Origin of the sequence: Pseudomonas sp. MWU12-3103b (genome assembly GCF_023100615.1) — a bacterium.
GTDB lineage: Bacteria > Pseudomonadota > Gammaproteobacteria > Pseudomonadales > Pseudomonadaceae > Aquipseudomonas > Aquipseudomonas putida_A.
This window is the reverse complement of record NZ_JALMEY010000011.1, coordinates 34,188-56,020: the sequence shown is the minus strand read 5'-3', so window position 1 is coordinate 56,020 and position 21,833 is coordinate 34,188. Positions and strand designations below refer to the sequence as shown.

The 21,833-nt window shown below is 59.7% G+C and carries 22 protein-coding genes and 1 pseudogene; 12 read left to right on the top strand and 11 right to left on the bottom strand.

Going from position 1 to position 21,833, the window contains the following annotated elements; translation table 11 throughout:
• Nucleotides 1-42: 42 nt before the first annotated feature.
• Nucleotides 43-1,002, bottom strand: a complete 960-nt coding sequence (gene trxB, locus M0808_RS17605; RefSeq protein WP_139054576.1) for a thioredoxin-disulfide reductase — start codon at nt 1,000-1,002, stop codon at nt 43-45.
• Between the two features lie 307 nt (nt 1,003-1,309).
• Here trxB and M0808_RS17600 point away from each other — a divergent pair, with 307 nt between their 5' ends.
• The 6 genes from M0808_RS17600 to cysG all read left to right on the top strand — a co-directional run bounded on the left by M0808_RS17600 (nt 1,310) and on the right by cysG (nt 8,966).
• Nucleotides 1,310-3,718 (top strand): DNA translocase FtsK, encoded by a 2,409-nt coding sequence (locus M0808_RS17600; protein ID WP_098968156.1) that lies wholly within the window; start codon nt 1,310-1,312, stop codon nt 3,716-3,718.
• A gap of 67 nt (nt 3,719-3,785) precedes the next feature.
• Nucleotides 3,786-4,406 (top strand): outer membrane lipoprotein chaperone LolA, encoded by a 621-nt coding sequence (gene lolA / locus M0808_RS17595; protein WP_007966612.1) that lies wholly within the window; start codon nt 3,786-3,788, stop codon nt 4,404-4,406.
• 172 nt (nt 4,407-4,578) lie between these two features.
• Nucleotides 4,579-5,901, top strand: a complete 1,323-nt coding sequence (locus tag M0808_RS17590; RefSeq protein ID WP_003223849.1) for a replication-associated recombination protein A — start codon at nt 4,579-4,581, stop codon at nt 5,899-5,901.
• A complete protein-coding gene (crcB, locus tag M0808_RS17585; RefSeq protein WP_217830445.1) occupies nt 5,901-6,275 on the top strand; it encodes a fluoride efflux transporter CrcB in 375 nt (124 codons plus the stop codon). Before M0808_RS17590 ends, crcB begins: the two co-directional genes overlap by 1 nt.
• A gap of 15 nt (nt 6,276-6,290) precedes the next feature.
• Nucleotides 6,291-7,571 (top strand): serine--tRNA ligase, encoded by a 1,281-nt coding sequence (gene serS / locus M0808_RS17580; RefSeq protein ID WP_007908080.1) that lies wholly within the window; start codon nt 6,291-6,293, stop codon nt 7,569-7,571.
• A complete protein-coding gene (gene cysG / locus M0808_RS17575) occupies nt 7,572-8,966 on the top strand; it encodes a siroheme synthase CysG (protein WP_247842019.1) in 1,395 nt (464 codons plus the stop codon).
• A 117-nt stretch (nt 8,967-9,083) separates the two neighbouring features.
• On the opposite strand, the gene M0808_RS17570 is transcribed toward cysG, so the two are convergent.
• The 8 genes from M0808_RS17570 to M0808_RS17535 form a co-directional block, all read right to left on the bottom strand.
• Nucleotides 9,084-10,085, bottom strand: coding sequence for a glutathione S-transferase family protein (locus M0808_RS17570; RefSeq protein ID WP_247842018.1), 1,002 nt, complete (start codon nt 10,083-10,085; stop codon nt 9,084-9,086).
• 91 nt (nt 10,086-10,176) lie between these two features.
• A complete protein-coding gene (locus M0808_RS17565) occupies nt 10,177-11,178 on the bottom strand; it encodes a glycosyl transferase family protein (protein WP_247842017.1) in 1,002 nt (333 codons plus the stop codon).
• Nucleotides 11,175-11,510, bottom strand: a complete 336-nt coding sequence (locus M0808_RS17560) for a TusE/DsrC/DsvC family sulfur relay protein (protein ID WP_097088100.1) — start codon at nt 11,508-11,510, stop codon at nt 11,175-11,177. Before M0808_RS17560 ends, M0808_RS17565 begins: the two co-directional genes overlap by 4 nt.
• Nucleotides 11,507-11,800 (bottom strand): sulfurtransferase complex subunit TusB, encoded by a 294-nt coding sequence (gene tusB, locus M0808_RS17555; RefSeq protein WP_027614680.1) that lies wholly within the window; start codon nt 11,798-11,800, stop codon nt 11,507-11,509. Before tusB ends, M0808_RS17560 begins: the two co-directional genes overlap by 4 nt.
• Complete coding sequence (tusC, locus tag M0808_RS17550) at nt 11,800-12,156, bottom strand: sulfurtransferase complex subunit TusC (protein WP_047295096.1); 357 nt, start codon at nt 12,154-12,156, stop codon at nt 11,800-11,802. Before tusC ends, tusB begins: the two co-directional genes overlap by 1 nt.
• A 1-nt stretch (nt 12,157) precedes the next feature.
• Entirely contained in the window at nt 12,158-12,550 is a 393-nt protein-coding gene (gene tusD / locus M0808_RS17545; RefSeq protein ID WP_027614682.1) for a sulfurtransferase complex subunit TusD, read from the bottom strand.
• 179 nt (nt 12,551-12,729) lie between these two features.
• Nucleotides 12,730-13,434: a YoaK family protein gene (locus tag M0808_RS17540; RefSeq protein ID WP_027614683.1), complete on the bottom strand. Its 705-nt coding sequence runs from the start codon at nt 13,432-13,434 to the stop codon at nt 12,730-12,732.
• 25 nt (nt 13,435-13,459) lie between these two features.
• The gene (locus tag M0808_RS17535; RefSeq protein ID WP_247842016.1) at nt 13,460-13,789 is read right to left on the bottom strand and encodes a DUF6388 family protein; all 330 of its coding nucleotides are present in this window, start codon (nt 13,787-13,789) and stop codon (nt 13,460-13,462) included.
• A gap of 134 nt (nt 13,790-13,923) precedes the next feature.
• Here M0808_RS17535 and M0808_RS17530 point away from each other — a divergent pair, with 134 nt between their 5' ends.
• Nucleotides 13,924-14,274, top strand: a complete 351-nt coding sequence (locus M0808_RS17530) for a hypothetical protein (protein ID WP_247842015.1) — start codon at nt 13,924-13,926, stop codon at nt 14,272-14,274.
• A 110-nt stretch (nt 14,275-14,384) separates the two neighbouring features.
• Here the strand turns inward: M0808_RS17530 and M0808_RS17525 are convergent, their stop codons facing one another.
• On the bottom strand, nt 14,385-14,810 hold the full coding sequence (locus M0808_RS17525; protein ID WP_247842014.1) for a GNAT family N-acetyltransferase: 426 nt from the start codon (nt 14,808-14,810) through the stop codon (nt 14,385-14,387).
• Between the two features lie 147 nt (nt 14,811-14,957).
• Here M0808_RS17525 and M0808_RS17520 point away from each other — a divergent pair, with 147 nt between their 5' ends.
• The 3 genes and pseudogenes from M0808_RS17520 to M0808_RS17510 all read left to right on the top strand — a co-directional run.
• Nucleotides 14,958-15,395 carry a hemerythrin domain-containing protein gene (locus M0808_RS17520; RefSeq protein ID WP_027614687.1) on the top strand — a complete coding sequence of 146 codons (438 nt, stop codon included), beginning with the start codon at nt 14,958-14,960 and terminating at the stop codon, nt 15,393-15,395.
• A gap of 222 nt (nt 15,396-15,617) precedes the next feature.
• Nucleotides 15,618-16,253 carry a lytic polysaccharide monooxygenase auxiliary activity family 9 protein gene (locus M0808_RS17515; RefSeq protein ID WP_027614688.1) on the top strand — a complete coding sequence of 212 codons (636 nt, stop codon included), beginning with the start codon at nt 15,618-15,620 and terminating at the stop codon, nt 16,251-16,253.
• Between the two features lie 40 nt (nt 16,254-16,293).
• Nucleotides 16,294-17,295, top strand: a pseudogene (locus tag M0808_RS17510) (chitinase); the annotation flags it as partial.
• Between the two features lie 148 nt (nt 17,296-17,443).
• Here the strand turns inward: M0808_RS17510 and M0808_RS17505 are convergent.
• On the bottom strand, nt 17,444-18,889 hold the full coding sequence (locus M0808_RS17505) for a PLP-dependent aminotransferase family protein (protein ID WP_247842013.1): 1,446 nt from the start codon (nt 18,887-18,889) through the stop codon (nt 17,444-17,446).
• A gap of 188 nt (nt 18,890-19,077) precedes the next feature.
• On the opposite strand from M0808_RS17505, the gene M0808_RS17500 reads away from it, so the two are divergent.
• Together M0808_RS17500 and M0808_RS17495 are read left to right on the top strand one after the other, a co-directional pair.
• Nucleotides 19,078-20,619, top strand: a complete 1,542-nt coding sequence (locus M0808_RS17500) for an FAD/NAD(P)-binding protein (protein WP_081730309.1) — start codon at nt 19,078-19,080, stop codon at nt 20,617-20,619.
• Complete coding sequence (locus M0808_RS17495) at nt 20,616-21,827, top strand: MFS transporter (protein ID WP_247842012.1); 1,212 nt, start codon at nt 20,616-20,618, stop codon at nt 21,825-21,827. The genes M0808_RS17500 and M0808_RS17495 overlap by 4 nt, the downstream gene beginning before the upstream one ends.
• Nucleotides 21,828-21,833 lie beyond the last annotated feature (6 nt).

The window sequence follows — 21,833 nt, the reverse complement described above, 5'->3', positions numbered from 1 at the left end:
GGGAGGGCGGTGTGGGCGCGAGGCCCGCGATAAAGTGTGCCGTTAAATGACAGGAATGTCGTCCAGATACTTCTCCGCGTCCAGTGCCGCCATGCAGCCGGCGCCGGCCGAGGTCACGGCCTGGCGGTAGACGTGGTCGGCCACATCGCCGGCAGCGAAGACGCCGGGGATCTCCGTGGAGGTGGCGTCGCCGTCGCTGCCGCCCTTGACCAGCAGGTAGCCGTCGCGCATTGGCAACTGACCCTGGAACAGGTCGGTGTTGGGTTTGTGGCCGATAGCGATGAACACGCCAGCCAGTGGCAGTTCGCGGGTCTGCCCGGTATGGCTGTCACGCAGGCGCGCACCGGTCACGCCGCTGGCATCGCCCAGCACTTCGTCCAGATTCTGGTTCCAATGCAGGCGAACGTTGCCGTTGGCGGCTTTTTCGAACAGTTTGTCCTGAAGGATTTTCTCCGAGCGCAATTTGTCGCGGCGATGGATCAAATGCACCTCTTTGGCGATGTTCGACAGGTACAGCGCCTCCTCGACAGCGGTATTGCCGCCGCCCACCACGGCGACCACCTGATTGCGATAGAAGAAGCCGTCACAGGTCGCGCACGCCGAAACCCCTTTGCCGGCGAACGCTTCTTCCGAAGGTAGACCCAGATACTGCGCCGAGGCGCCGGTGGCGATGATCAACGCGTCGCAGGTGTAAGTGCCGCTGTCGCCAATGAGTTCGAACGGGCGCTGCTGCAACTTGGCGGTGTGGATGTGGTCGTAAACGATCTCTGTGGCAAAGCGCTCGGCGTGTTTTTGCATGCGCTCCATCAGCGCCGGACCGGTCAGGCCTTCGACGTCGCCAGGCCAGTTGTCGACTTCGACGGTGGTGGTGAGCTGACCACCGGCCTGCAGCCCGGTAATCACCACCGGTTTGAGGTTGGCACGGGCGGCGTAAACGGCGGCGCTGTAACCGGCAGGGCCGGAGCCGAGAATGATCAGGCGTGAATGCTTCGCTGCGTTCATCAAATACACCTCATAAGCCTTTGTCACAAAAGACAATGCATGCTCAAATTGAACCGCAGGATTTGTGGCAATGGCTATGCTCAGCTATGGGTTGAAGCATGGCATCAGCCGCACAAACCCGTACAATGCCGGGCTGTTACAGAATATTTGTAGAGCGCTGTGTTTATGGCTGTGTTTATAAAAGCTGCGGCACAGTGTTAAAAGTAGTCTCAGATGCGCCGGTTCACTTTTTTACCTGCCTGGATTGGGCAGTTTTTTATCGACATTCAATAGATGGACGCGCCCCGGGCGCAGGAAAAGAAGCGTTTTGAAGAAATCCACCGCAGCACCAAAAACAGTCGTTCCGCTCTGGCGCCAGCAATTGCACTACCGGCTCAAGGAAGGTGCATTGATCGCCATCGGTGCCTTGTGCCTGTTCCTGATGATGGCCTTGCTGACCTACGGCAAGGATGATCCGGGCTGGAGCCACAACAGCAAGATTGACGACGTGCAGAATTTCGGCGGCCCCGCCGGTTCTTACAGCGCCGACATCCTGTTCATGGTGCTGGGTTACTTCGCGTACATCTTCCCGCTGCTGCTGGCGGTCAAGGCGTATCAGATCTTCCGTCAACGCCACGAGCCGTGGCAGTGGAGCGGCTGGCTGTTCTCCTGGCGCCTGATTGGTCTGGTGTTTCTGGTGCTGTCGGGCGCCGCGCTGGCGCATATCCATTTTCATGCGGCCACCGGCCTGCCGGCGGGCGCGGGCGGGGCGCTGGGCGAAAGTCTCGGTGATCTGGCGCGTAACGCGCTGAATATCCAGGGCAGCACGCTGCTGTTCATTGCGCTGTTCCTGTTCGGCCTGACCGTATTCACTGACCTGTCGTGGTTCAAGGTGATGGACGTCACCGGCAAGATCACCCTCGACCTGTTCGAACTGTTCCAGGGCGCGATCAACCGCTGGTGGTCGGCGCGTACCGAGCGTAAGCAACTGGTTGCGCAACTGCGTGAAGTCGATGATCGCGTCCACGACGTGGTGGCGCCGACCGTTACCGACAAGCGTGAACAGGCCAAGGTCAAGGAGCGCCTGATCGAGCGCGAGCAGGCCCTGAGCAAGCACATGTCCGACCGCGAGAAGCAGGTACCGCCGGTCATCGCCCCGGCCCCGGTCAAGGCGCCCGAGCCAAGCAAGCGTGTGCAGAAAGAGAAACAGGTGCCGTTGTTCGTCGACAGCGCCGTGGAAGGCACCTTGCCGCCGATCTCGATCCTCGATCCTGCGGAAAAGAAACAACTCAACTATTCGCCGGAATCCCTGGCAGCGGTCGGCCACTTGCTGGAGATCAAGCTCAAGGAATTCGGTGTCGAAGTCACCGTGGACTCGATCCACCCGGGCCCGGTGATTACCCGTTACGAAATCCAGCCTGCAGCCGGCGTCAAAGTCAGCCGCATCGCCAACCTGGCGAAAGACCTTGCACGTTCGCTGGCCGTGACCAGTGTGCGGGTGGTCGAGGTGATTCCGGGCAAGACCACGGTCGGTATCGAGATCCCCAACGAAGACCGGCAGATCGTGCGTTTCTCCGAAGTGCTGTCGACCCCCGAGTACGACAACTTCAAGTCGCCGGTCACCCTGGCCCTGGGCCACGACATCGGCGGCAAACCGGTCATCACCGACCTGGCGAAGATGCCGCACCTGCTGGTCGCCGGTACCACTGGTTCCGGTAAGTCGGTGGGCGTGAACGCGATGATCCTGTCGATCCTGTTCAAGTCCGGCCCGGACGACGCCAAGTTGATCATGATCGACCCGAAAATGCTCGAACTGTCGATCTACGAAGGCATTCCGCACCTGCTGTGTCCGGTAGTGACCGACATGAAGGACGCCGCCAACGCCCTGCGCTGGAGCGTTGCCGAGATGGAACGTCGCTACAAGCTGATGGCGAAGATGGGTGTGCGTAACCTGTCCGGCTTCAACGCCAAGGTCAAGGAAGCCCAGGACGCCGGCGAGCCGTTGAGCGATCCGCTGTACAAGCGCGAAAGCATTCACGACGAAGCGCCGCTGCTGCAGAAGCTGCCGACCATCGTCGTGGTGGTCGACGAATTCGCCGACATGATGATGATCGTCGGCAAGAAGGTTGAAGAACTGATTGCGCGTATCGCACAGAAAGCGCGTGCCGCCGGTATTCACCTGATCCTCGCGACCCAGCGACCTTCGGTGGACGTGATCACCGGTCTGATCAAGGCCAACATTCCGACGCGTATGGCGTTCCAGGTGTCGAGCAAGATCGACTCGCGGACCATCATCGACCAGGGTGGCGCCGAACAACTGCTCGGTCACGGTGACATGCTCTACATGCCACCGGGCACCAGCCTGCCGATCCGGGTTCACGGCGCGTTCGTTTCCGACGATGAAGTACACCGCGTGGTGGAAGCCTGGAAACTGCGTGGCGCACCGGAATACAACGATGACATCCTCAATGGTGTCGAAGAGGCGGGCAGCGGTTTCGAAGGCAGCAGCGGTGGCGGTGACGGTGACGATCCGGAAGCCGACGCGCTGTATGACGAAGCCGTACAGTTCGTCCTGGAAAGCCGCCGGGCGTCGATTTCCGCGGTACAGCGCAAGCTGAAGATTGGTTACAACCGCGCTGCGCGCATGATCGAAGCCATGGAAATGGCCGGGGTCGTCACCTCAATGAACACCAACGGTTCGCGTGAAGTTCTGGCCCCGGGCCCGGTTCGCGACTGATTGCAAAAGCAAAGGGCGGGACAATGATGTGCCGCCGCTCTCCCAACGAGTATTCAAGAGGACTCCCATGCGTCTTATCCGCATGCTGTTGCCAGTACTGGCGCTGACCACGTTCACGGCCCACGCCGACGACAAGGACGTGGCGCGTCTGACCCAATTGCTGGAAACATCGAAAACCCTGACCGCGAACTTCTCGCAACTGACCCTCGACGGCAGCGGCACGCAGTTGCAGGAAACTCGCGGTGATATGGTCCTGCAGCGTCCGGGCCTGTTCTACTGGCACACCGAAGCGCCAAACGAGCAGACCATGGTCTCCGACGGCAAGAAGGTCACCCTGTGGGACCCGGACCTGGAACAAGCCACCATCAAGAAGCTCGACGAGCGCCTGACCCAGACCCCGGCGCTGCTGCTGTCCGGTGACGTGTCGAAGATCAGCCAGAGCTTCGAGATCAGCGCGAAAGAGGCAGGTGGCGTGATCGACTTCACCCTCAAGCCTAAGACCAAGGACACCCTGTTCGACAGCCTGCGTCTGTCGTTCCGCAACGGCCTGGTCAATGACATGCAACTGATCGACAGCGTTGGTCAGCGCACCAACATCCTGTTCACCGGGGTCAAGGCCAACGAAGCGGTGTCGGCGTCGAAGTTCAAGTTCGACATCCCGAAGGGTGCTGACGTTATCCAGGAATAAACCCTCAGCCCTGTAGTTCTGTGAAGGGGCTTTTGTGGCGAGGGGATTCATCCCCGATGGGCTGCGAGCAGCCCCAAAAAAGGTGACTGCTGCGCAGTCAGTCGGGGATGAATCCCCTCACCACAGGGTTCCCGACAGACTTTAAGACAATCAGAGGTTTCAACGCTACGTGATGGATCTGTTTCGCAGTGCACCGATTGCCCAGCCACTGGCCGCGCGTTTGCGTGCGACCAATCTGGATGAGTATGTCGGTCAGGAGCACGTGCTCGCTCGCGGCAAGCCTCTGCGTGAGGCGCTGGAGCAGGGTGCCCTGCATTCGATGATCTTCTGGGGGCCGCCGGGCGTGGGCAAGACCACCCTCGCGCGCTTGCTTGCGGAAGTCTCGGATGCGCACTTCGAAACGGTCTCGGCGGTACTCGCCGGGGTCAAGGAGATCCGTCAGGCCGTTGAAATCGCCAAACAGCAGGCCGGCCAGTACGGCAAGCGCACGATCCTGTTCGTCGATGAAGTGCACCGCTTCAACAAATCGCAGCAGGATGCGTTCCTGCCGTACGTCGAAGACGGCACGCTGATTTTCATCGGTGCCACCACCGAAAACCCTTCATTTGAATTGAACAACGCGCTGTTGTCGCGGGCCCGCGTCTATGTGCTGAAAAGCCTCGACGAGACCGCGCTGCGCAAACTGGTACATCGCGCGCTCACCGAAGAGCGCGGGCTGGGCAAGCGCAACCTGACCCTCAGTGATGAAGGCTTCCAGATGCTGCTGTCGGCCGCCGATGGCGATGGCCGGCGCCTGCTCAATCTGCTGGAGAACGCCTCGGATCTGGCCGAAGACAACAGCGAGATGGGCACCGAGCTGCTGCAAAGCCTGCTCGGCGATACCCGACGGCGCTTCGACAAGGGCGGCGAAGCGTTCTACGACCAGATCTCGGCGCTGCACAAATCGGTACGCGGCTCCAACCCCGATGGCGCGCTGTACTGGTTCGCGCGGATGATCGACGGCGGCTGCGATCCGTTGTACCTGGCGCGGCGCGTGGTGCGTATGGCCAGCGAAGACATTGGCAACGCCGACCCGCGCGCCCTGAGCCTGTGCCTGGCGGCGTGGGAGGTGCAGGAGCGTCTCGGCAGCCCGGAAGGCGAATTGGCGGTGGCTCAGGCCATCACTTATCTGGCCTGCGCGCCAAAAAGCAACGCGGTGTACATGGGCTTCAAGACCGCGCTGCGCGCCGCTGCCGAATACGGTTCGCTGGAAGTGCCGCTGCACTTGCGCAATGCGCCGACCAAGCTGATGAAGCAACTGGGCTATGGCGACGAATACCGTTACGCCCACGACGAACCGGACGCTTATGCCGCCGGCGAAGATTATTTCCCGGAAGAGCTTGAGCCGATTCCGTTCTATCAACCGGTGCCTCGTGGCCTGGAATTGAAGATCGGCGAGAAGCTCAACCACCTCGCCCAGCTCGACCGTTTAAGCCCAAGACAGCGGAGGAAATAGTGATTCCATTGATCGTTGCGGTCTCCGTCGGCGGGATTGCCGGCACCCTGTTGCGCTTCGCCACCGGCAATTGGGTTAACGCCAATTGGCCGCGGCACTTCTATACCGCGACGCTGGCCGTTAATATCGTGGGCTGTCTGCTGATTGGCGTGTTGTACGGCCTGTTTTTGATACGCCCGGAGGTGCCGATCGAGGTGCGTGCCGGGTTGATGGTCGGCTTCCTCGGGGGGCTGACGACTTTTTCATCCTTTTCACTGGATACGGTGCGCCTGCTGGAAAGCGGGCAAGTGCCGCTGGCCCTGGGCTATGCGGCGATCAGCGTATTCGGCGGGCTGCTCGCGACGTGGGCCGGCCTGTCCCTGACCAAACTTTGATAACGAGAAACCGACATGCTCGATTCCAAACTGTTACGTAGCAACCTTCAGGACGTAGCGGACCGCCTGGCTTCCCGTGGCTTTGCCCTGGATACCGCGCGCATCGAAGCGCTGGAAGAACAGCGCAAGACCGTCCAGACCCGCACCGAAGCACTGCAGGCTGAGCGTAACGCGCGTTCCAAATCCATCGGTCAGGCCAAGCAGCGCGGCGAAGACATCGCGCCGCTGATGGCGGACGTCGAGCGCATGGCGGGCGAGCTGAGTGCCGGTAAAGTCGAGCTGGACGCGATCCAGACCGAGCTGGACTCGATTCTGCTGGGTATCCCCAACCTGCCGCACGAATCGGTACCGGTCGGCAAAGACGAAGACGATAACGTTGAAGTGCGCCGCTGGGGCACGCCGACTGCTTTCGATTTCGAAGTGAAAGACCATGTCGCGCTGGGCGAGAAGTTCGGCTGGCTGGACTTTGAAACCGCCGCCAAGCTGTCCGGCGCCCGTTTTGCTCTGCTGCGCGGTCCTATCGCCCGTCTGCACCGCGCTCTGGCGCAGTTCATGATCAACCTGCACGTCAACGAGCACGGCTACGAAGAGGCCTACACGCCTTATCTGGTCCAGGCCCCGGCGCTGCAAGGCACCGGTCAGCTGCCGAAGTTCGAAGAAGACCTGTTCAAGATCGCTCGCGAAGGCGAAGCCGATCTGTACCTGATCCCGACGGCCGAAGTGTCGCTGACCAACATTGTGGCCGGTGAAATCGTCGACTCGAAACTGCTGCCGATCAAGTTCGTCGCGCACACCCCATGCTTCCGGAGCGAGGCCGGTGCGTCGGGCCGTGACACTCGCGGCATGATCCGTCAGCACCAGTTCGACAAGGTTGAAATGGTCCAGATCGTCGAGCCGTCGACTTCGATGGAAGCGCTGGAAGGCCTGACCGCCAACGCCGAAAAAGTCCTGCAACTGCTGGGTCTGCCTTACCGCACCCTGGCGCTGTGCACCGGCGACATGGGCTTCAGCGCCGTGAAAACCTACGACCTCGAAGTGTGGATTCCGAGCCAGGACAAGTACCGCGAAATTTCGTCGTGCTCCAACTGCGGCGACTTCCAGGCCCGCCGCATGCAGGCGCGTTTCCGCAACCCGGAAACCGGCAAGCCTGAGCTGGTACACACTCTCAACGGTTCGGGTCTGGCGGTCGGTCGTACGCTGGTGGCGGTGCTGGAAAACTACCAGCAGGCCGACGGTTCGATCCGTGTGCCGGACGTGCTGAAGCCGTACATGGGTGGCCTCGAGGTCATCGGTTAAATGAAATATCTGCCGCTGTTTCACAACCTGCGCGGCAGTCGTGTGTTGGTGGTCGGTGGGGGGGAAATTGCCTTGCGCAAATCCCGCCTGCTGGCCGATGCCGGTGCGCTGCTGCGGGTGGTCGCACCTCAAATCGAAGCGCAACTGCGCGAACTGGTCAGCGCCAGCGGTGGCGAGTGTCTGTTGCGTGGTTACGTGGAAGCGGATCTGGACGGTTGCGGGCTGATCATCGCCGCCACCGACGACGAAACGCTCAACGCTCAAGTCTCCAGCGATGCCCATCGGCGTTGCGTGCCGGTCAACGTGGTCGATGCGCCGCAGCTGTGCAGCGTGATCTTCCCGGCGATCGTCGATCGCTCGCCGCTGATTATTGCAGTGTCCAGCGGCGGCGATGCGCCAGTGCTGGCGCGGCTGATTCGCGCCAAGATCGAAACCTGGATTCCCTCAACCTATGGCCAATTGGCCGGACTGGCCGCACGTTTCCGCAATCAGGTGAAAAACCTGTTTCCGGATGTGCAGCAACGTCGCGGTTTCTGGGAAGACGTGTTTCAGGGCCCGATTGCCGACCGACAACTGGCCGGGCAGGGTAATGAAGCCGAGCGGCTGTTACAGGCCAAGATTGATGGCGAAGCGACCGTCACCACCGGTGAGGTGTATCTGGTGGGGGCGGGGCCGGGTGATCCGGATCTGCTGACCTTCCGCGCCTTGCGCCTGATGCAGCAAGCCGACGTGGTGCTGTACGACCGCTTGGTCGCTCCGGCAATTCTTGAGCTGTGCCGTCGCGATGCCGAGCGCGTCTACGTCGGCAAGCGTCGCTCTGATCACGCGGTGCCACAGGATCAGATCAACCAGCAACTGGTCGATCTGGCCAAGGCTGGCAAACGCGTGGTGCGCTTGAAGGGCGGTGATCCGTTCATCTTCGGTCGCGGCGGTGAAGAGATCGAAGAGCTGGCGGCCCACGGGATTCCGTTCCAAGTGGTGCCGGGCATCACGGCGGCCAGCGGTTGCGCGGCGTATGCCGGGATTCCGCTGACCCATCGCGATTACGCGCAGTCGGTGCGCTTCGTCACCGGGCACCTGAAGGACGGTTCCACCGATCTGCCTTGGGCCGACCTCGTCGCCCCGGCGCAGACGCTGGTGTTCTACATGGGCCTGGTGGGCTTGCCGGTGATCTGCGAGCAGTTGATCAAGCACGGTCGCAGCGCGGATACCCCGGCGGCGTTGATCCAGCAGGGCACCACAGTCAATCAGCGAGTCTTCACCGGCACGCTGGCCGACCTGCCGCGTCTGGTGGCGGAGCATGAAGTGCATGCGCCGACGCTGGTGATCGTGGGGGAAGTGGTGCAGCTGCGCGAGAAGCTGGCGTGGTTCGAAGGGGCTCAGGCGCAGGTCTGAAAACCGAGTTGCCCTCATTCGCGAGCAAGCCCGCTCCCACATTGGATCTGTGTCATGCACAAATCCAATGTGGGAGCGGGCTTGCTCGCGAAGAGGCCCTCAAAAACACCGAATCAATTAACCCCGCCGCCAAACTCCTTTCCCGCTCAGCCGCTCCCGATCATGAGCGATGGTGAAATCCTGCTTCGGCCCCTTCGGCACAATCCCCGTCGGATTGATGGTCTTGTGGCTACCGTAGTAGTGGTTTTTGATGTGCTGAAAATCCACCGTCTCGCCAATCCCCGGCCACTGATACAGCTCTCGCAGCCAGTTCGACAGGTTCGGGTAATCGGCAATCCGCCGCAGATTGCACTTGAAGTGCCCGTGGTACACCGCATCGAAGCGAATCAGCGTGGTGAACAGTCGCACATCGGCCTCGGTCAGGTATTCACCCGTCAGATAGCGATTGGCGCCCAGCACCCGTTCCAAGTGATCCAGCTCGGCAAACACCTCATCGAACGCCTCTTCATAAGCCTGTTGCGAGGTGGCAAAGCCGGCGCGATACACACCGTTGTTCACCGCCGGATAAATCCGTTCGTTCAGTGCATCAATCTCGCCGCGTAACGGTGCCGGGTAGAAGTCCAGTTCATTACCAGTCAGGCCATCGAACGCGCTGTTGAACATGCGGATGATTTCCGCCGACTCATTGCTGACAATGCGCTTGAGCTTTTTGTCCCACAGCACCGGCACAGTGACACGGCCGGTGTAGTCCGGGGTGTCGGCGGTGTAGCGCTGATGCATGAAGTCGAAGTGGTCGAGCTTGTCGCCGGTCGAGCCAAGGGTCTGGTCGAAGGTCCAGCCGTTTTCCAGCATCAGCCAGCTGACCACGGACACGTCGATCAGGCTTTCCAGACCTTTGAGCTTGCGCAGGATCAGCGTGCGGTGTGCCCACGGGCAGGCGAGGGAAACGTAAAGGTGATAGCGCCCGGCTTCGGCGGCGAAACCGCCTTCACCGCTCGGCCCGGGCTGGCCATCTGCGGTGACCCAGTGGCGACGCTGCGCCTGTTCGCGCTGGAACGCGCCGTCTTTGCTGCTTTCGTACCACTTGTCCTGCCAGTGGCCATCGACGAGTAAACCCATGATCAAGACTCCATGAACCAATAAGCGTTGGAGCCGAGTCTATTCCGATGAGTTCGAACAAAAAGCGCAAAGATCGGGCGTCTATGATCGGTTAAATCGATTTGTTGCGCGCCGCCCAGTATTGCTCGGCGGTTGCGAACGCTTGCTCGCGGCTTTGACCGAGGCCGCGCAGGGCCAGGGCCATGGTCGAAATCAGGGCCATTTGCGGATAGCTGTCGACCACCTCGCCGCGCCACACAGCCTTGAGATGTTCGACGTCCAGCGAGGCCGGTTTGACGTGGCGCTGGCTCGACAGCTGCGGCCATTCCTCGTCCCAGCTCTCGCCGCCCCTGGTGCCGTAAAGATGGCTGTCGGCATCCGGGTTGATCTCGATTTCGCCGCCGTCACCCTTGACCACGATCGCCGTGTCGCCGAGCAGGCCGCTGGCCTCGCGATGCACCGCTTGATAGCCCGGGTGGAAGATACTCTGCAGACCACAACGGGCGCGCAGTGGATTGAGAATCCGTGCCAGCGAATGGATCGGCGAGCGCAGGCCCATGGTGTTGCGCAGGTCGATCATCTTCTGCAACTGCGGCGCCCAGTCGATCAGCGGCATGAACGCCAGACCGCCGTGGTCCAGCGCGCTGCCGACTTGCTGCCAGGTGCGGCACAGCGGGATGTTCAGCTCGCCAAGCAGTTGTTCGGTGTACAGACGTCCGGCGGTGTGCGCGCCGCCGCCGTGCATGAAAATCCGCACGCCGTGTTGCGCCAGGCACTTGGCCGACAGCAGGTACCACGGCAGATGGCGTTTCTTGCCGGCATAGGTCGGCCAGTCCAGATCGACATTCAGCGTTGGCGCTGACAGGCGCTCGCGCAAGGCTTCGGTGAAACCGGCCATTTCCTCGGCGCTTTCTTCCTTGTGCCGCAGCAGCATCAGGAAGGCCCCGAGCTGGGTGTCTTCGACTTTGTCGTCGAGCACCATGCCCATGGCTTCCCGCGCTTCTTCACGGGTCAGGTCGCGGGCGCCGCGTTTGCCCTTGCCGAGGATCCGTACGAACTGCGCGAACGGGTGTTCGGCGGGCGTTTCAAGGGTCAGCGCTGGAAAGTCGGTCATAAGCAATTCGTCGGTTTGGGCAGGCCCGCCAGTTTCGCGGCGAGTTTGGCAGGGGTGCCTTTGAACAGTCGGTTCAGGTGCAGGCTGTTGCCTTTGTCCGGGCCGAGTTTGAGTGCGGTGTACTTGATCAGCGGGCGGGTGGCTGGCGACAACTGGAATTCCGCGTAGAAACTGCGTAGCAGTTCGAGGACTTCCCAGTGTTCGGGGGTCAGTTCGATGTCTTCAGCGGCGGCGAGGGCGCTGGCAACGTCATGGGACCAGTCGTCGAGGTCGACCAGAAAGCCGTCCTTGTCCAGTTCGATGGCGCGGGCGCCGACAGTCATCGAGTTCATAGCCAACTGTTGACCTTGTCGTGGTGGATCGACAGTTCGACGAAGGCCGGGTAATCGATGGCTTCGGCCCAGTCGGGAGCAACGATGGCACGGGCCTGCAGGTCTTCGGCGAGGGCGAACAGCTTGACCCGGCGCTCGTTCAGCGTGGCGAATGGCGCAGTGCCCGGTTGCAGGGCGTAAACCGCATCACCGGATAACAGTAAGGCGTCGGCAGCGCCGATCACGCGCAGGCAACTGCTCAGGCGATCATCGCCGAACGGGGAATGAGACAACACATGCAAAGTCGACATCAGAGGGTGATCACCTGGTCGTAACGGTCAATAAGGGCGGTGATTTCGCTGGCGCCGAGCGGCTGCGCTTCGTCCAGCGACAGCGTGCTCAGGCCACGGGCGCTGGCGCTGTCGGTGCAGTAGAACAGTTCTTCAACGCCGAACATCGGCAGCGCCTGCAGATTGGCACTGAGGTCTTTCTGTTGCAGGGCCTTGGCGTTCTGCCCGGCGGCCAGTTGCAACACGCCATCGTCGAGAAACAGCAGGCCGATCGGCAGGTCGAACGCGCCGCCGGCGAGGACGATGTCCAGCGCTTCGCGGGCACCGGGGCCGGACCATGGCGACTGGCGGCTGATGATCAACAGGGATTTGGCCATTTCACGCGCCTCCGAAACAGATCAGTCGATCGGCGTCCTGCACCGCGTCGTGCAACTGGCCGAGGCCGGACAATTCCCACGGCGCGCTGACCGCGACGGCATCACGCTGGTAGCGTTTGGCTTCTTCGTCATTCAGCACGCCACGGCGCAGGGCGGCGGCGATACACACCACACCGTCTAGTTGCTGCTCGCTGATGAACGCGCGCCACTGTTTGGGCAGGTCCAGTTCGTCCTGCGGGGTGACCACCGCGTCCGAGGCGTTGTAGACGCCGTCCTGATAAAAAAACAGCCGGACAATCTCATGCCCGCCGGCCAGCGCAGCCTGCGCAAACAGCAGGGCACGGCGCGAGGAGGGCGCATGGGCGGCGGAAAACAGCGCAATGGCGAACTTCATGACGGACTCGATCAGCAAAACTGCGGCCATGATAAAGCTTTATGAAGGCAGCCGCGAAACCAAGTGAAGCACATGCCCTCTGTGGGAGCGGGCTTGCTCGCGAAGGCGTTGGGTCATTCGACACATCTTTGACTGATGCACCGCTTTCGCGAGCAAGCCCGCTCCCACAGGATCGTATTTCAGCGCGGCATATAGCCCAGTTGCCAACGCCGCGGAATGCTCAGGGACAGCACGCCCAGCACGGCCGCCAGCAAGCCGCTGGCGAACAATGCCCGAAGTCCGAAATGATGTTCCAGCACTGCGCCGAGTATCGCGCCGATGAACATCCCGCTCCACGGCACCAGTTGCACCCGCCAGCCGTTACGGCGTTCGCCGAGCATCCAGCGCCCCAGTCCACGGCCGAACCGCGACAGCGCTCCGGTCACGTACGTCAGGCCCACTGGCAGGCCGTTCACTTCCTCGACCGCCGCGTTGAGCATGCCCATCGCGATGATCGCCGCCAGCAGCGCCGGCAGTTGCGTGTCGTACGGCCATGCCGCCGCCAGGCAAAGCAGGGTGGCGATGCAGAGCAACAAGGGCAGCGTGCGCCGGCCACCGAGGCGCCCGATCACGATCCCCAAGGCATTACCGATCACGAAGGTGACGACGAGGATGATCAGGCGCAAGGTCAGTCCGAGGTCGCCGTCACTGATCGCCACCGCCAGCCGCGTGGTGTTGCCGCTCATGAACGAAACAAAATCGCCGCTGGCCATGAAGCCGATTGCATCGGTCATGCCGGCGAGTACCGACAGGCTGGCCACCAGCGCCAGACCGATGCGCCCGCGCCATTTCTGCCGATGCAGATGCCCGGAAGTGGCGCGGTGAGTCGAAGTGGAGGGCAGCATCGGCGACGATATCCTTCAGCGGCGTTTACGGTTCCAGCCCATACAGATCGCAGTAATCCTTCCAGCTCATGTGGGCCATTTCCGCTACCTCGCGATGCACCTCCATGCGCTGGGCCTGATACTCCTGGGGCGATGCAGCCGTGAGTCGCAAGGTCAGTTCCCAGGCGAACAGCCCCTGATTTTCCGCCTCGGCCTCGAAGGCTTCGTGCAGGCGTTCTGCACGATACTGCGCCGGGGTTTCGCCTTTGGCCTGGGCCAGCAGCGGATTGAGATGATCGAGGGTTTCGCGCAATTCGGGGCGCGCGTCGAGAAACAATTTCAGGGCTTGTTCATGTCGCTGGTCGGTGGGCGCCATGTGTGTTCCTTGTGAGGCTGAAGACCTTAGGGTGCCGGAGCGGCTGTCGCATGTCGCGCTATAAATGCAGTAAAGCAGAACGATTTTGCCTGTTGCGGTGATACAGTCCGCTTTTTTCTGAATGAGCGAATGCAATGCGAATTCTGATGGTAGCGCTGGCCGCGACCGTGCTGGCCGGTTGCGCGGGTTCGGTGATGGACGATTCTCGCGCCAAAGCCCCGTACAAGGTTCTGACTTCGGACAAGCCGGAGAAAGTTGTCGCTCAGTGCGTACAGTTCGGCTGGCAGGACGAAGCAGTGTTTGGCGTGGACGCCGGAGCGTATCTGCAACCGGGCAAGAAGGGTGGCTCGACGGTGTACACCCGTTCCGCAGAGTCGTTTGTCGACGTGACCAGCGATGCGTCGGGAACCGTGCTCAACTACTACGCGCAGAAGGACGATTTTGTTGCCAAACGCCGTTTGGCGGCGTTGGCGACCTGTCTCTGATATTGCGCTGAAGCGGCTGCCGTTATCGCCAGCAGGCTGGCTCCCACACTGGATTTGTGTTTGCCACCGATCCTGTAGGAGTGAGCCTGCTCGCGATGAGGCCAATGAATTCAACCGATCAAGCGCTTCTGGAAATAATGCCGGCTATGCCCCGGCGGGTAATCAACGATCTCGCCAAACTGGCTGAATCCCAGCTTCTCGTAGAACGCCGGCGCCTGAAAGTCGAAGGTGTCCAGCCAGATGCCGAGGCAGTTCTTCTCCTTGGCCAGATTTTCCGCCATGGCCATCAGTTCCGAGCCGATGCGTTGCCCGCGACCCTGTTCCGGGACGCACAGCAACTCGATGTACATCCACTGGAAGATCACCCGGCCGTACAAACCGCCGAGAATCGTGTCCTGTTCATCGCGCACCAGCAGGGCGAAAGGTTCAGATGTGGAACCACCGGTCCGGGCGTCGTTATACGCAATCAAAGGCTCGAGAATGGCTTTGCGCTGTTCTTCCGTAGGGTTCTGCGACAGCTCGATTCGCAACGTCATGTGCAACTTCCTTGTGAGATGAACCGCCAGCCTATCCTGCCCGGGGAGCGTCTTCCAAGTCCTTCCTCATCCCTTTGGAACCGCCGCTGTCGCGCCGGGGTCTAGCTTTTACAGCGTCATTCCGAACGCGGTTGATGAGGATCCCCCATGAATATTTTCGAAGCCCTTCGCGAAAGCCACGACCGCCAGCGCAGTTACGCCAAAGCCCTGGTCGAAACCAGCGGTGATACTCCGGAGCGGGTTGAGGCCTACAAACAGCTCAAGGCTGAACTTCAGGCCCACGAAACCGCCGAAGAGCGCCACTTCTACATCCCGCTGATGGAGTTCGACAACGGTGTTGACCTCAGTCGCCACGCCATTTCCGAGCACCATGAAATGGACGAGATGATGGAAGAGCTGGACGAGACCGAGATGTCCAGCCCGGCGTGGCTGGCAACGGCGAAGAAGCTCTCCGACAAAGTCCATCACCATCTCAAGGAAGAAGAGCAGAAGTTCTTCCAGATGGCCGGCAAATTGCTCGATGACAAGCAAAAGGAACAGCTCGCTGGCCAGTACGAAAAGGAGTACCAGGCGCAACTGCCATAAGTACTGAATGCCAGTTTTTGCAGTGTCGGCGTGTAGGCCTTTGGCCATGCGTTGGGTGGGTCTTGTCGCAATTAGCTGTATATTCATCCAGTGTTTTCGGCGTTTTTGACTTGAGACGCCGATTGACTGCGACAAAACCGCCGATGGACAAAAAAACCACCTCCGTTAGCTTGAAGGCCTCTCCTCGGACAGGAGAGTTCTTAAATCAACGGAGTGAAAAACATGAATCAACCACAAGCTCAAACCCAACTGCGACACGGTCGCGTCACCTCTCCAGCCAGCCGCGGTGCGGTAGCCATCGAGCAAGGATTGCTCGGTGCCTGGCAGGTCAACGAAATGGAAGGCGGCAAGAACTTCCCGGCGCTGACGGCAGGGCCTTTTCCTGCTCCCTATGGCAGCGACAGTGACAGTGTCACGCCGCCCGCCGACGGTTACATCCTCAGCGGTGGCAAGACCGATGCCCGTGACTGCGTGAACTTCACCGACGAGGAAATGAGCAAAAAGCTCAATCGTCCGTTCAGCTGGCCACTGCTCAGTGTCACCCCGGGCCAGACGCTGGAAGTGAAGTGGGAATACACCGCGCCACACACCACCCGTGGTTATCGCTGGCTGATCACCAAGGATGGCTGGGATCCGAAACAGCGTATTTCCCGTGCACAACTCGAAGCGCAGCCTTTCGCCGAAGACTTCTACACTCAAGTGCCGTATTACAGCTATCCGGGGGAATTGAAGGCCAAGGTCAATCATTCGGTGAAATTGCCGGCCACCAAAAAGGGCCGTCACGTCATCGTGCTGATGTGGATCGTCGCCAACACCGGCAACGCGTTCTATCAGGCGTTCGACGTCGACTTCAAATAACGGCGTTACGCTCAACTCACAGGTTCTGAAGGATTAGAACATGTCAAATATCGACTTCACGCTAGTGCAAAACCAGGCGGCCGACGCGGCCTCGCTGATGCCGAGCATCGCCGGCAAAAAAATACTCATGGGCTTCTGGCACAACTGGCCGGCGGGTCCAAGTGACGGCTATCGTCAGGGCCGCTTCGCCGAAATCGCTCTGGAAGCGGTGCCCAAGGAGTACAACGTGGTCGCGGTGGCGTTCATGAAGGGCAGCGGGATTCCAACCTTCAAGCCGTACAACGTCTCCGATGCCGAGTTCCGGCGTCAGGTCGGCGTGCTCAACAGCCAGGGGCGGGCGGTGCTCTTGTCCCTGGGTGGCGCCGATGCGCACATCGAGTTGCGGGCCGGACAGGAACAACCACTGGCCAATGAGATTATCCGTCTGGTGGAAACCTACGGCTTCGATGGGCTGGACATCGATCTTGAACAGAGCGCGATTGATTTCGCCGCCAACAAGACCGTGCTGCCGGCCGCGCTGAAACTGGTCAAGGATCACTACGCAGGCCAGGGCAAGCACTTCATCATCAGCATGGCCCCGGAGTTTCCGTACCTGACCACCAATGGCAAATACGTCGGTTACCTGCAGGCGCTTGAAGGCTATTACGACTTCATCGCGCCGCAGTTCTACAACCAGGGCGGCGACGGGGTCTGGGTACCGGAAGCCAATAATGGCAATGGTGCGTGGATCGCGCAGAACAACGATGCGCTGAAAGAGGACTTCCTCTACTACCTGACCGAAAGTCTGGTGACCGGTACCCGGGGCTTCACCAAAATCCCCGCGGACAAATTCGTCATCGGCCTGCCGGCCAACGTCGATGCGGCTGCCACAGGTTACGTGATCGACAGCACCGCCGTCGGCAATGCGCTCAAACGTCTGGCGATCAAAGGGCTGCCGATCAAGGGCCTGATGACCTGGTCGGTAAACTGGGACAACGGCGTCAGCAAGGATCGCGTGCCGTATGGCTGGGAATTCAGTCGGCGTTATGGACCGCTGATTCACGGAGCGAAAACAGCGGCACAGGAAACGGATGACACGTTGTCGCGCGTCGCCCGTTAGCAGCAATTAAAGAGCCCGGTAGCGCTGCCGGGCTTTTTTGCGTGGGCCAGGCAAACAATGCCCGGGTGTGAGTCATAGCGGAGCGGGTTGTTTATCCGATTGGGACGCGCTCGATACATTGAGTGAATGACTTGACGAGATCCAGCAAGCAGGCAGCCGCCTGATTGATCTGCGTATCGGTAAGCGCCGCGTAGCCAATCAGCACGCCAGGTTTGACCGCGTGACTGCTGGTGAATGCGGATACCGGTTGCAGGCAAAGATTGAAGAGGGCAGCCCGTGCGCAGAATTCTCTTTCATCAATGTCTGCGGGTAACCAGAGCACAAAATGTAATCCGGATTGCTCGCCGGAAATCTGCAGATCAGGGTTTTCTCGCAGCTTTGAGATCAGCAAATCGCGTCGATGTTGATACGTCTGTCGCGAGATGCGCAAATGCCGTACATATTTTCCGGTGCAGAGAAACTGGTTGAGTGCGAGCTGACCCAGTATGCCGGGCGTCTGGCCGGTGTCTTCTATGAGGTTGATGACTTTCTTCTGTAAATGTTTGGGAATGACCATGAAGCCCAGACGAAAGTTGCTGAACAGGGTTTTATTGAAGCTGCCGCAGAAAATCACCCGGTCGTTTGTATCTATTGATTTGATGGCGGGCAGGGGAGCACTGCCATAGTTGTACTCGCTGTCGTAGTCGTCCTCGATGATGATCGCATTGGCTGCGGTCGCCGAGGCCAGGAGGGCCTTACGACGTGCCATGCTCATGCAGACACCCAGAGGAGCCTGGTGAGAGGGCGTGACATAAATGGCCTGAACCGGACTGGCGGGTGACAACGCTTCAACGATCAGACCTGCATCGTCCACTGGAATATCGATGATTGTGTTGCCGGAACAATTGAATATCCGCCGGGCCCAGTAATAGCCGGGATCTTCCATGGCAACGACGGCCTCTTTTCCCAATACCCGGCTGATAAGGTCGAGACAGTGCCTGATGCCGTGGGTAATCACGATGTCCTGAGGTGAGCAGTCAATTCCCCGGTAGATCTGGATATGGTCGCAAATGGACTTGCGCAAGTTCTCGTCACCGCCGAGTGACGAGGCCGATACTGCGGTGCCGAGGTCTTTGGCGGAAGGTGTGCATAACGACTTTACATCTTTTTCTTCGAGCAATCCCGGATCGGCCAGTCTGGCAATAAACGGTACATACGGCTGTAAATAAGTAATGGGAGCAGGTGAATCGGATGACCGGTGAGTATCAAGTTCGACTTGCAGTTCCTTAGTTCTGGCGGCGGCGATCAGATTATCCGGCAATGTTGTGCAGACTACCGAGCCGGCACCTCGCTTGCGAATGATGAAACCTTCTTCGCGCAATTGATCGAAAACAGTTTCCAGGGTCCCTCGGGAAACTCCCCATCTTTGCGCAAGCGTACGCGTGGAGGGCAGCGCTTCGCCGGATTGGAGCCGACCGGAACTGATCAGGTGTTCAAGGAAACGGCACAAAAGCTGATGTTTGGTGGACAGCGAATGTTCGGTCAATTCGAACGGCAAGACTAGGTCGAGGCCAACTGGCCGCTTACCTCTGGTCATAGTGGTACACACCAAAATCCATTTAATGGATCTTCATCTTAGCGCGGCATACAAATACGCTCAACGCCGCTCAAGCTAACGCGTTGAGGGGTGGCGCGCGAGTCATTGGGGTCAAGAGAAACTGGATTGGTATAGGGATATCGTCGGCAATGACTGCTTTTGAAAAACTGTCAACACTCAATAAGACTAATCATCGCGAGCCGCAACTAAAGATTGCGATAGTCGGAGGGGGTGCAACAGCGATTAGTGTAATTGATGCGTTGCAGCGCGACGTTAAGCTGAAAAATATGGATGTTGCAATTACCCTCTATGAGCCTGACAAGAAAATCGGTCCAGGTCGCGCTTATCAAAACGATGGTGATTATGGATTGATTAATCGCCAGGCCCGATTCATGTCCGTGAAAAGTGACGATCCCCGGCACTTTGTAGGATGGGTCACTCATAAATATGGAAGTGCACTGGCGCAACTTGATTTCTTGCCCCGTCACTATTTTGGTGAGTACCTGTCCGATTGTTTTGCCGAGCAAGTGGCGCTGGCGCGCGACCTCAAGCGGCCGATTCGGGTGATCGGGCAAAAGGTCACCAGCCTGACAATGCACGATGACAAAGCGGTCGTCGGTGTCGAAAACGGGCCGCAACAAGTATTTGATCGGGTGATTCTATGCATCGGTACCGCTGAACCGGCGGATATCTTCTCGTTGGCCTGCTCCCAGAACTACATCGGCAATCCGTATCCGATGTGGACCAAGTTTTCCGCGATTGGCGGCGACGATCAGGTGGCGATCATTGGTTCCAGCCTCTCTGCTGTGGATGCAGTCCTGGCCCTGAATGCCCAGGGACACCGCGGCAAGATCGTCATGCTGTCGCGCAATGCGCTGCTGCCAGCGGTGCGCATGCCGCATCACGACTTCACTTACAAGGTCATCACCCGCGAACGCATCGAAGAGCTGCGTGATGAAGCGGGGATGATCTCCTGGTCGAAATGGCTTGGCCTGATCACCTTCGAACTGACAGCCCAAGGCGTGGATCTGGAGAAGCTCAAGGCTGAACTGGCGCCAGGTCAACTGCCGTTCGAGCGGCTGGAGCGCCATCTTCAAGCATCGGCCCGTGGCGAAAAGTGGCTGTCCATCCTGATTGATATTGCCAACGACTACGTCGAGCTGGCCTGGGACAGCCTGAGTGCGGGCGATCGCAGTTATTACATGGCCAACTATCACTCGATTTTCATGAGCCTGTGCAACCCGATGCCTCCGGCAACGGCCAACAAGTTGCGCAACATGCTCGAATCCGGGCACCTCGTGATTCGTCCTGGCCTGAAGGGCGTGGAACTGAGTCCCGGAGGCGGTTTCGTCCTGAATTACCAGGCAGGCGCCTGTCATGCCGACTGGGTCATCAACGCCACGCGATCTGAAACCGGTGGTGTCGGGCAGACCGGTACCGAGCTGGTGTCTTCGATGGTCAACAATGGCGTCGCTCAGCACCATCCGTTTGGTGGCCTGCACGTGTCATTCGGCTCGCACAAGGTCATCGACCGCAGTGGCAAGGCTAGCGACGCTATTTATGCCTTGGGCCAACTGGCTGCCGGTAACCATTACTACACCAGTTCACTGGCCATGATCACACGTCAGATCGACCGGGTTCTGCCGCATTTGCTGACGACTGATCAATACCTCAAGGAGCTTTCTGCGTGAAATCCAGCCGCCCCGGAATCCTGTTACCTGCAGCGTTGTTGTCGGCCGTAATCGTGCCGCAGCTTGGACTCGGTCTGATGACGCCCACCGTTGCAAAACTGGCGGAAGAGTTTCGAGTCCCCCATGAGGCGATTCAGGAAACGTTTGTTGTTTACATGATCGGGTATGCGTTGTCCGTGGTATTGGCGGGGATTCTTGCCGATCGTATCGGAGCCCGTCGCGTACAGATTTCGGGGTTGCTGATTTGTGCTGCCGGGTGCCTGCTTGCAGCGTTCTCGGACTCCTTTTACCTGTTTGCGGTTGCGCGTTTCATGCAGGCCCTCGGAGGGTGTGTAGGGACCGTAACCACCAGGCTGATCGTGAAATCCGATTATCCGGAAAGCAAACGCCTGCGAATTCTCACCACCCTTGCCTCGGCGATAGCGCTCACGCCGTGTATCGCACCGTTGCTCGGCGGCATGCTGTTACCTTCGCTGGGATGGCGCTGGATGATGGGCGGCGTGGGGATGTTCAATCTCGCGGCATTGGTGCTTTTCTGGCAGGTCGACACCTCCCCGGGGGCATCGGATTCGACGGGGCGCAGCATCATTGCCGTTTATGCCGCCAACTTCAAAAATGCGGATTATCTGGCTTATGCCGCCGGCATCAGTCTGGTGTGGATGAGTTACTTCGTGTTCCTGTCCTGTTCGACTTATGCGTTGCAGACGGAACTGGGCATGTCCAGCCTGGGTTACGGTGCGGTGATCTCCCTGTGCGCCGTCGGTTATGTGATTGGCAGTACGTTGGCGCGAGCATTGAGCGCCAGGTGGGCGTTGAACGAGATCCTGCTGCTTGGAAGCAGGGTAGGCATGGCCGGGTGCATGTTGCTGGGCATTCTGCTTTCGATGTTTGGCAGTGTGCTGCCGGCGCTGCTGATTCCGATGGTGTTCATTCTGTTGTCGGTCGGGATGGTGATTCCCGCGACTCAGGCCGGGCTATTGAAGAGTGTCAGTCGCGATATCGGTATCTCCTCCGGGCAGTTTTTCTTTTTCCAGATGGCGGCGGGGGCCGGTTACGGTTTGCTGGTCAGTTCCTTTTCCGAACTGGGCGTTCGTGGCCTGGCACTGTTTATCGCCATTCCGATTGTCGTGTTGTTCGTTTTCCTGAATATGTCGCGGGCACTGTCGAAGTCCCCGGAAGAACAGTTGAAGGCAGTCTCTCGGACCTGAGTTTGC

Excerpts from the sequence above, each read along its gene's own strand:
- trxB (WP_139054576.1), bottom strand. The coding sequence starts at position 1,002 with ATGAACGCAGCGAAGCATTCACGCCTGATCATTCTCGGCTCCGGCCCT.
- lolA (WP_007966612.1), top strand. The coding sequence starts at position 3,786 with ATGCGTCTTATCCGCATGCTGTTGCCAGTACTGGCGCTGACCACGTTC.
- M0808_RS17590 (WP_003223849.1), top strand. The coding sequence starts at position 4,579 with ATGGATCTGTTTCGCAGTGCACCGATTGCCCAGCCACTGGCCGCGCGT.
- serS (WP_007908080.1), top strand. The coding sequence starts at position 6,291 with ATGCTCGATTCCAAACTGTTACGTAGCAACCTTCAGGACGTAGCGGAC.
- cysG (WP_247842019.1), top strand. The coding sequence starts at position 7,572 with ATGAAATATCTGCCGCTGTTTCACAACCTGCGCGGCAGTCGTGTGTTG.
- M0808_RS17570 (WP_247842018.1), bottom strand. The coding sequence starts at position 10,085 with ATGGGTTTACTCGTCGATGGCCACTGGCAGGACAAGTGGTACGAAAGC.
- M0808_RS17565 (WP_247842017.1), bottom strand. The coding sequence starts at position 11,178 with ATGACCGACTTTCCAGCGCTGACCCTTGAAACGCCCGCCGAACACCCG.
- M0808_RS17560 (WP_097088100.1), bottom strand. The coding sequence starts at position 11,510 with ATGAACTCGATGACTGTCGGCGCCCGCGCCATCGAACTGGACAAGGAC.
- tusB (WP_027614680.1), bottom strand. The coding sequence starts at position 11,800 with ATGTCGACTTTGCATGTGTTGTCTCATTCCCCGTTCGGCGATGATCGC.
- tusC (WP_047295096.1), bottom strand. The coding sequence starts at position 12,156 with ATGGCCAAATCCCTGTTGATCATCAGCCGCCAGTCGCCATGGTCCGGC.
- tusD (WP_027614682.1), bottom strand. The coding sequence starts at position 12,550 with ATGAAGTTCGCCATTGCGCTGTTTTCCGCCGCCCATGCGCCCTCCTCG.
- M0808_RS17540 (WP_027614683.1), bottom strand. The coding sequence starts at position 13,434 with ATGCTGCCCTCCACTTCGACTCACCGCGCCACTTCCGGGCATCTGCAT.
- M0808_RS17535 (WP_247842016.1), bottom strand. The coding sequence starts at position 13,789 with ATGGCGCCCACCGACCAGCGACATGAACAAGCCCTGAAATTGTTTCTC.
- M0808_RS17530 (WP_247842015.1), top strand. The coding sequence starts at position 13,924 with ATGCGAATTCTGATGGTAGCGCTGGCCGCGACCGTGCTGGCCGGTTGC.
- M0808_RS17525 (WP_247842014.1), bottom strand. The coding sequence starts at position 14,810 with ATGACGTTGCGAATCGAGCTGTCGCAGAACCCTACGGAAGAACAGCGC.
- M0808_RS17520 (WP_027614687.1), top strand. The coding sequence starts at position 14,958 with ATGAATATTTTCGAAGCCCTTCGCGAAAGCCACGACCGCCAGCGCAGT.
- M0808_RS17515 (WP_027614688.1), top strand. The coding sequence starts at position 15,618 with ATGAATCAACCACAAGCTCAAACCCAACTGCGACACGGTCGCGTCACC.
- M0808_RS17500 (WP_081730309.1), top strand. The coding sequence starts at position 19,078 with ATGACTGCTTTTGAAAAACTGTCAACACTCAATAAGACTAATCATCGC.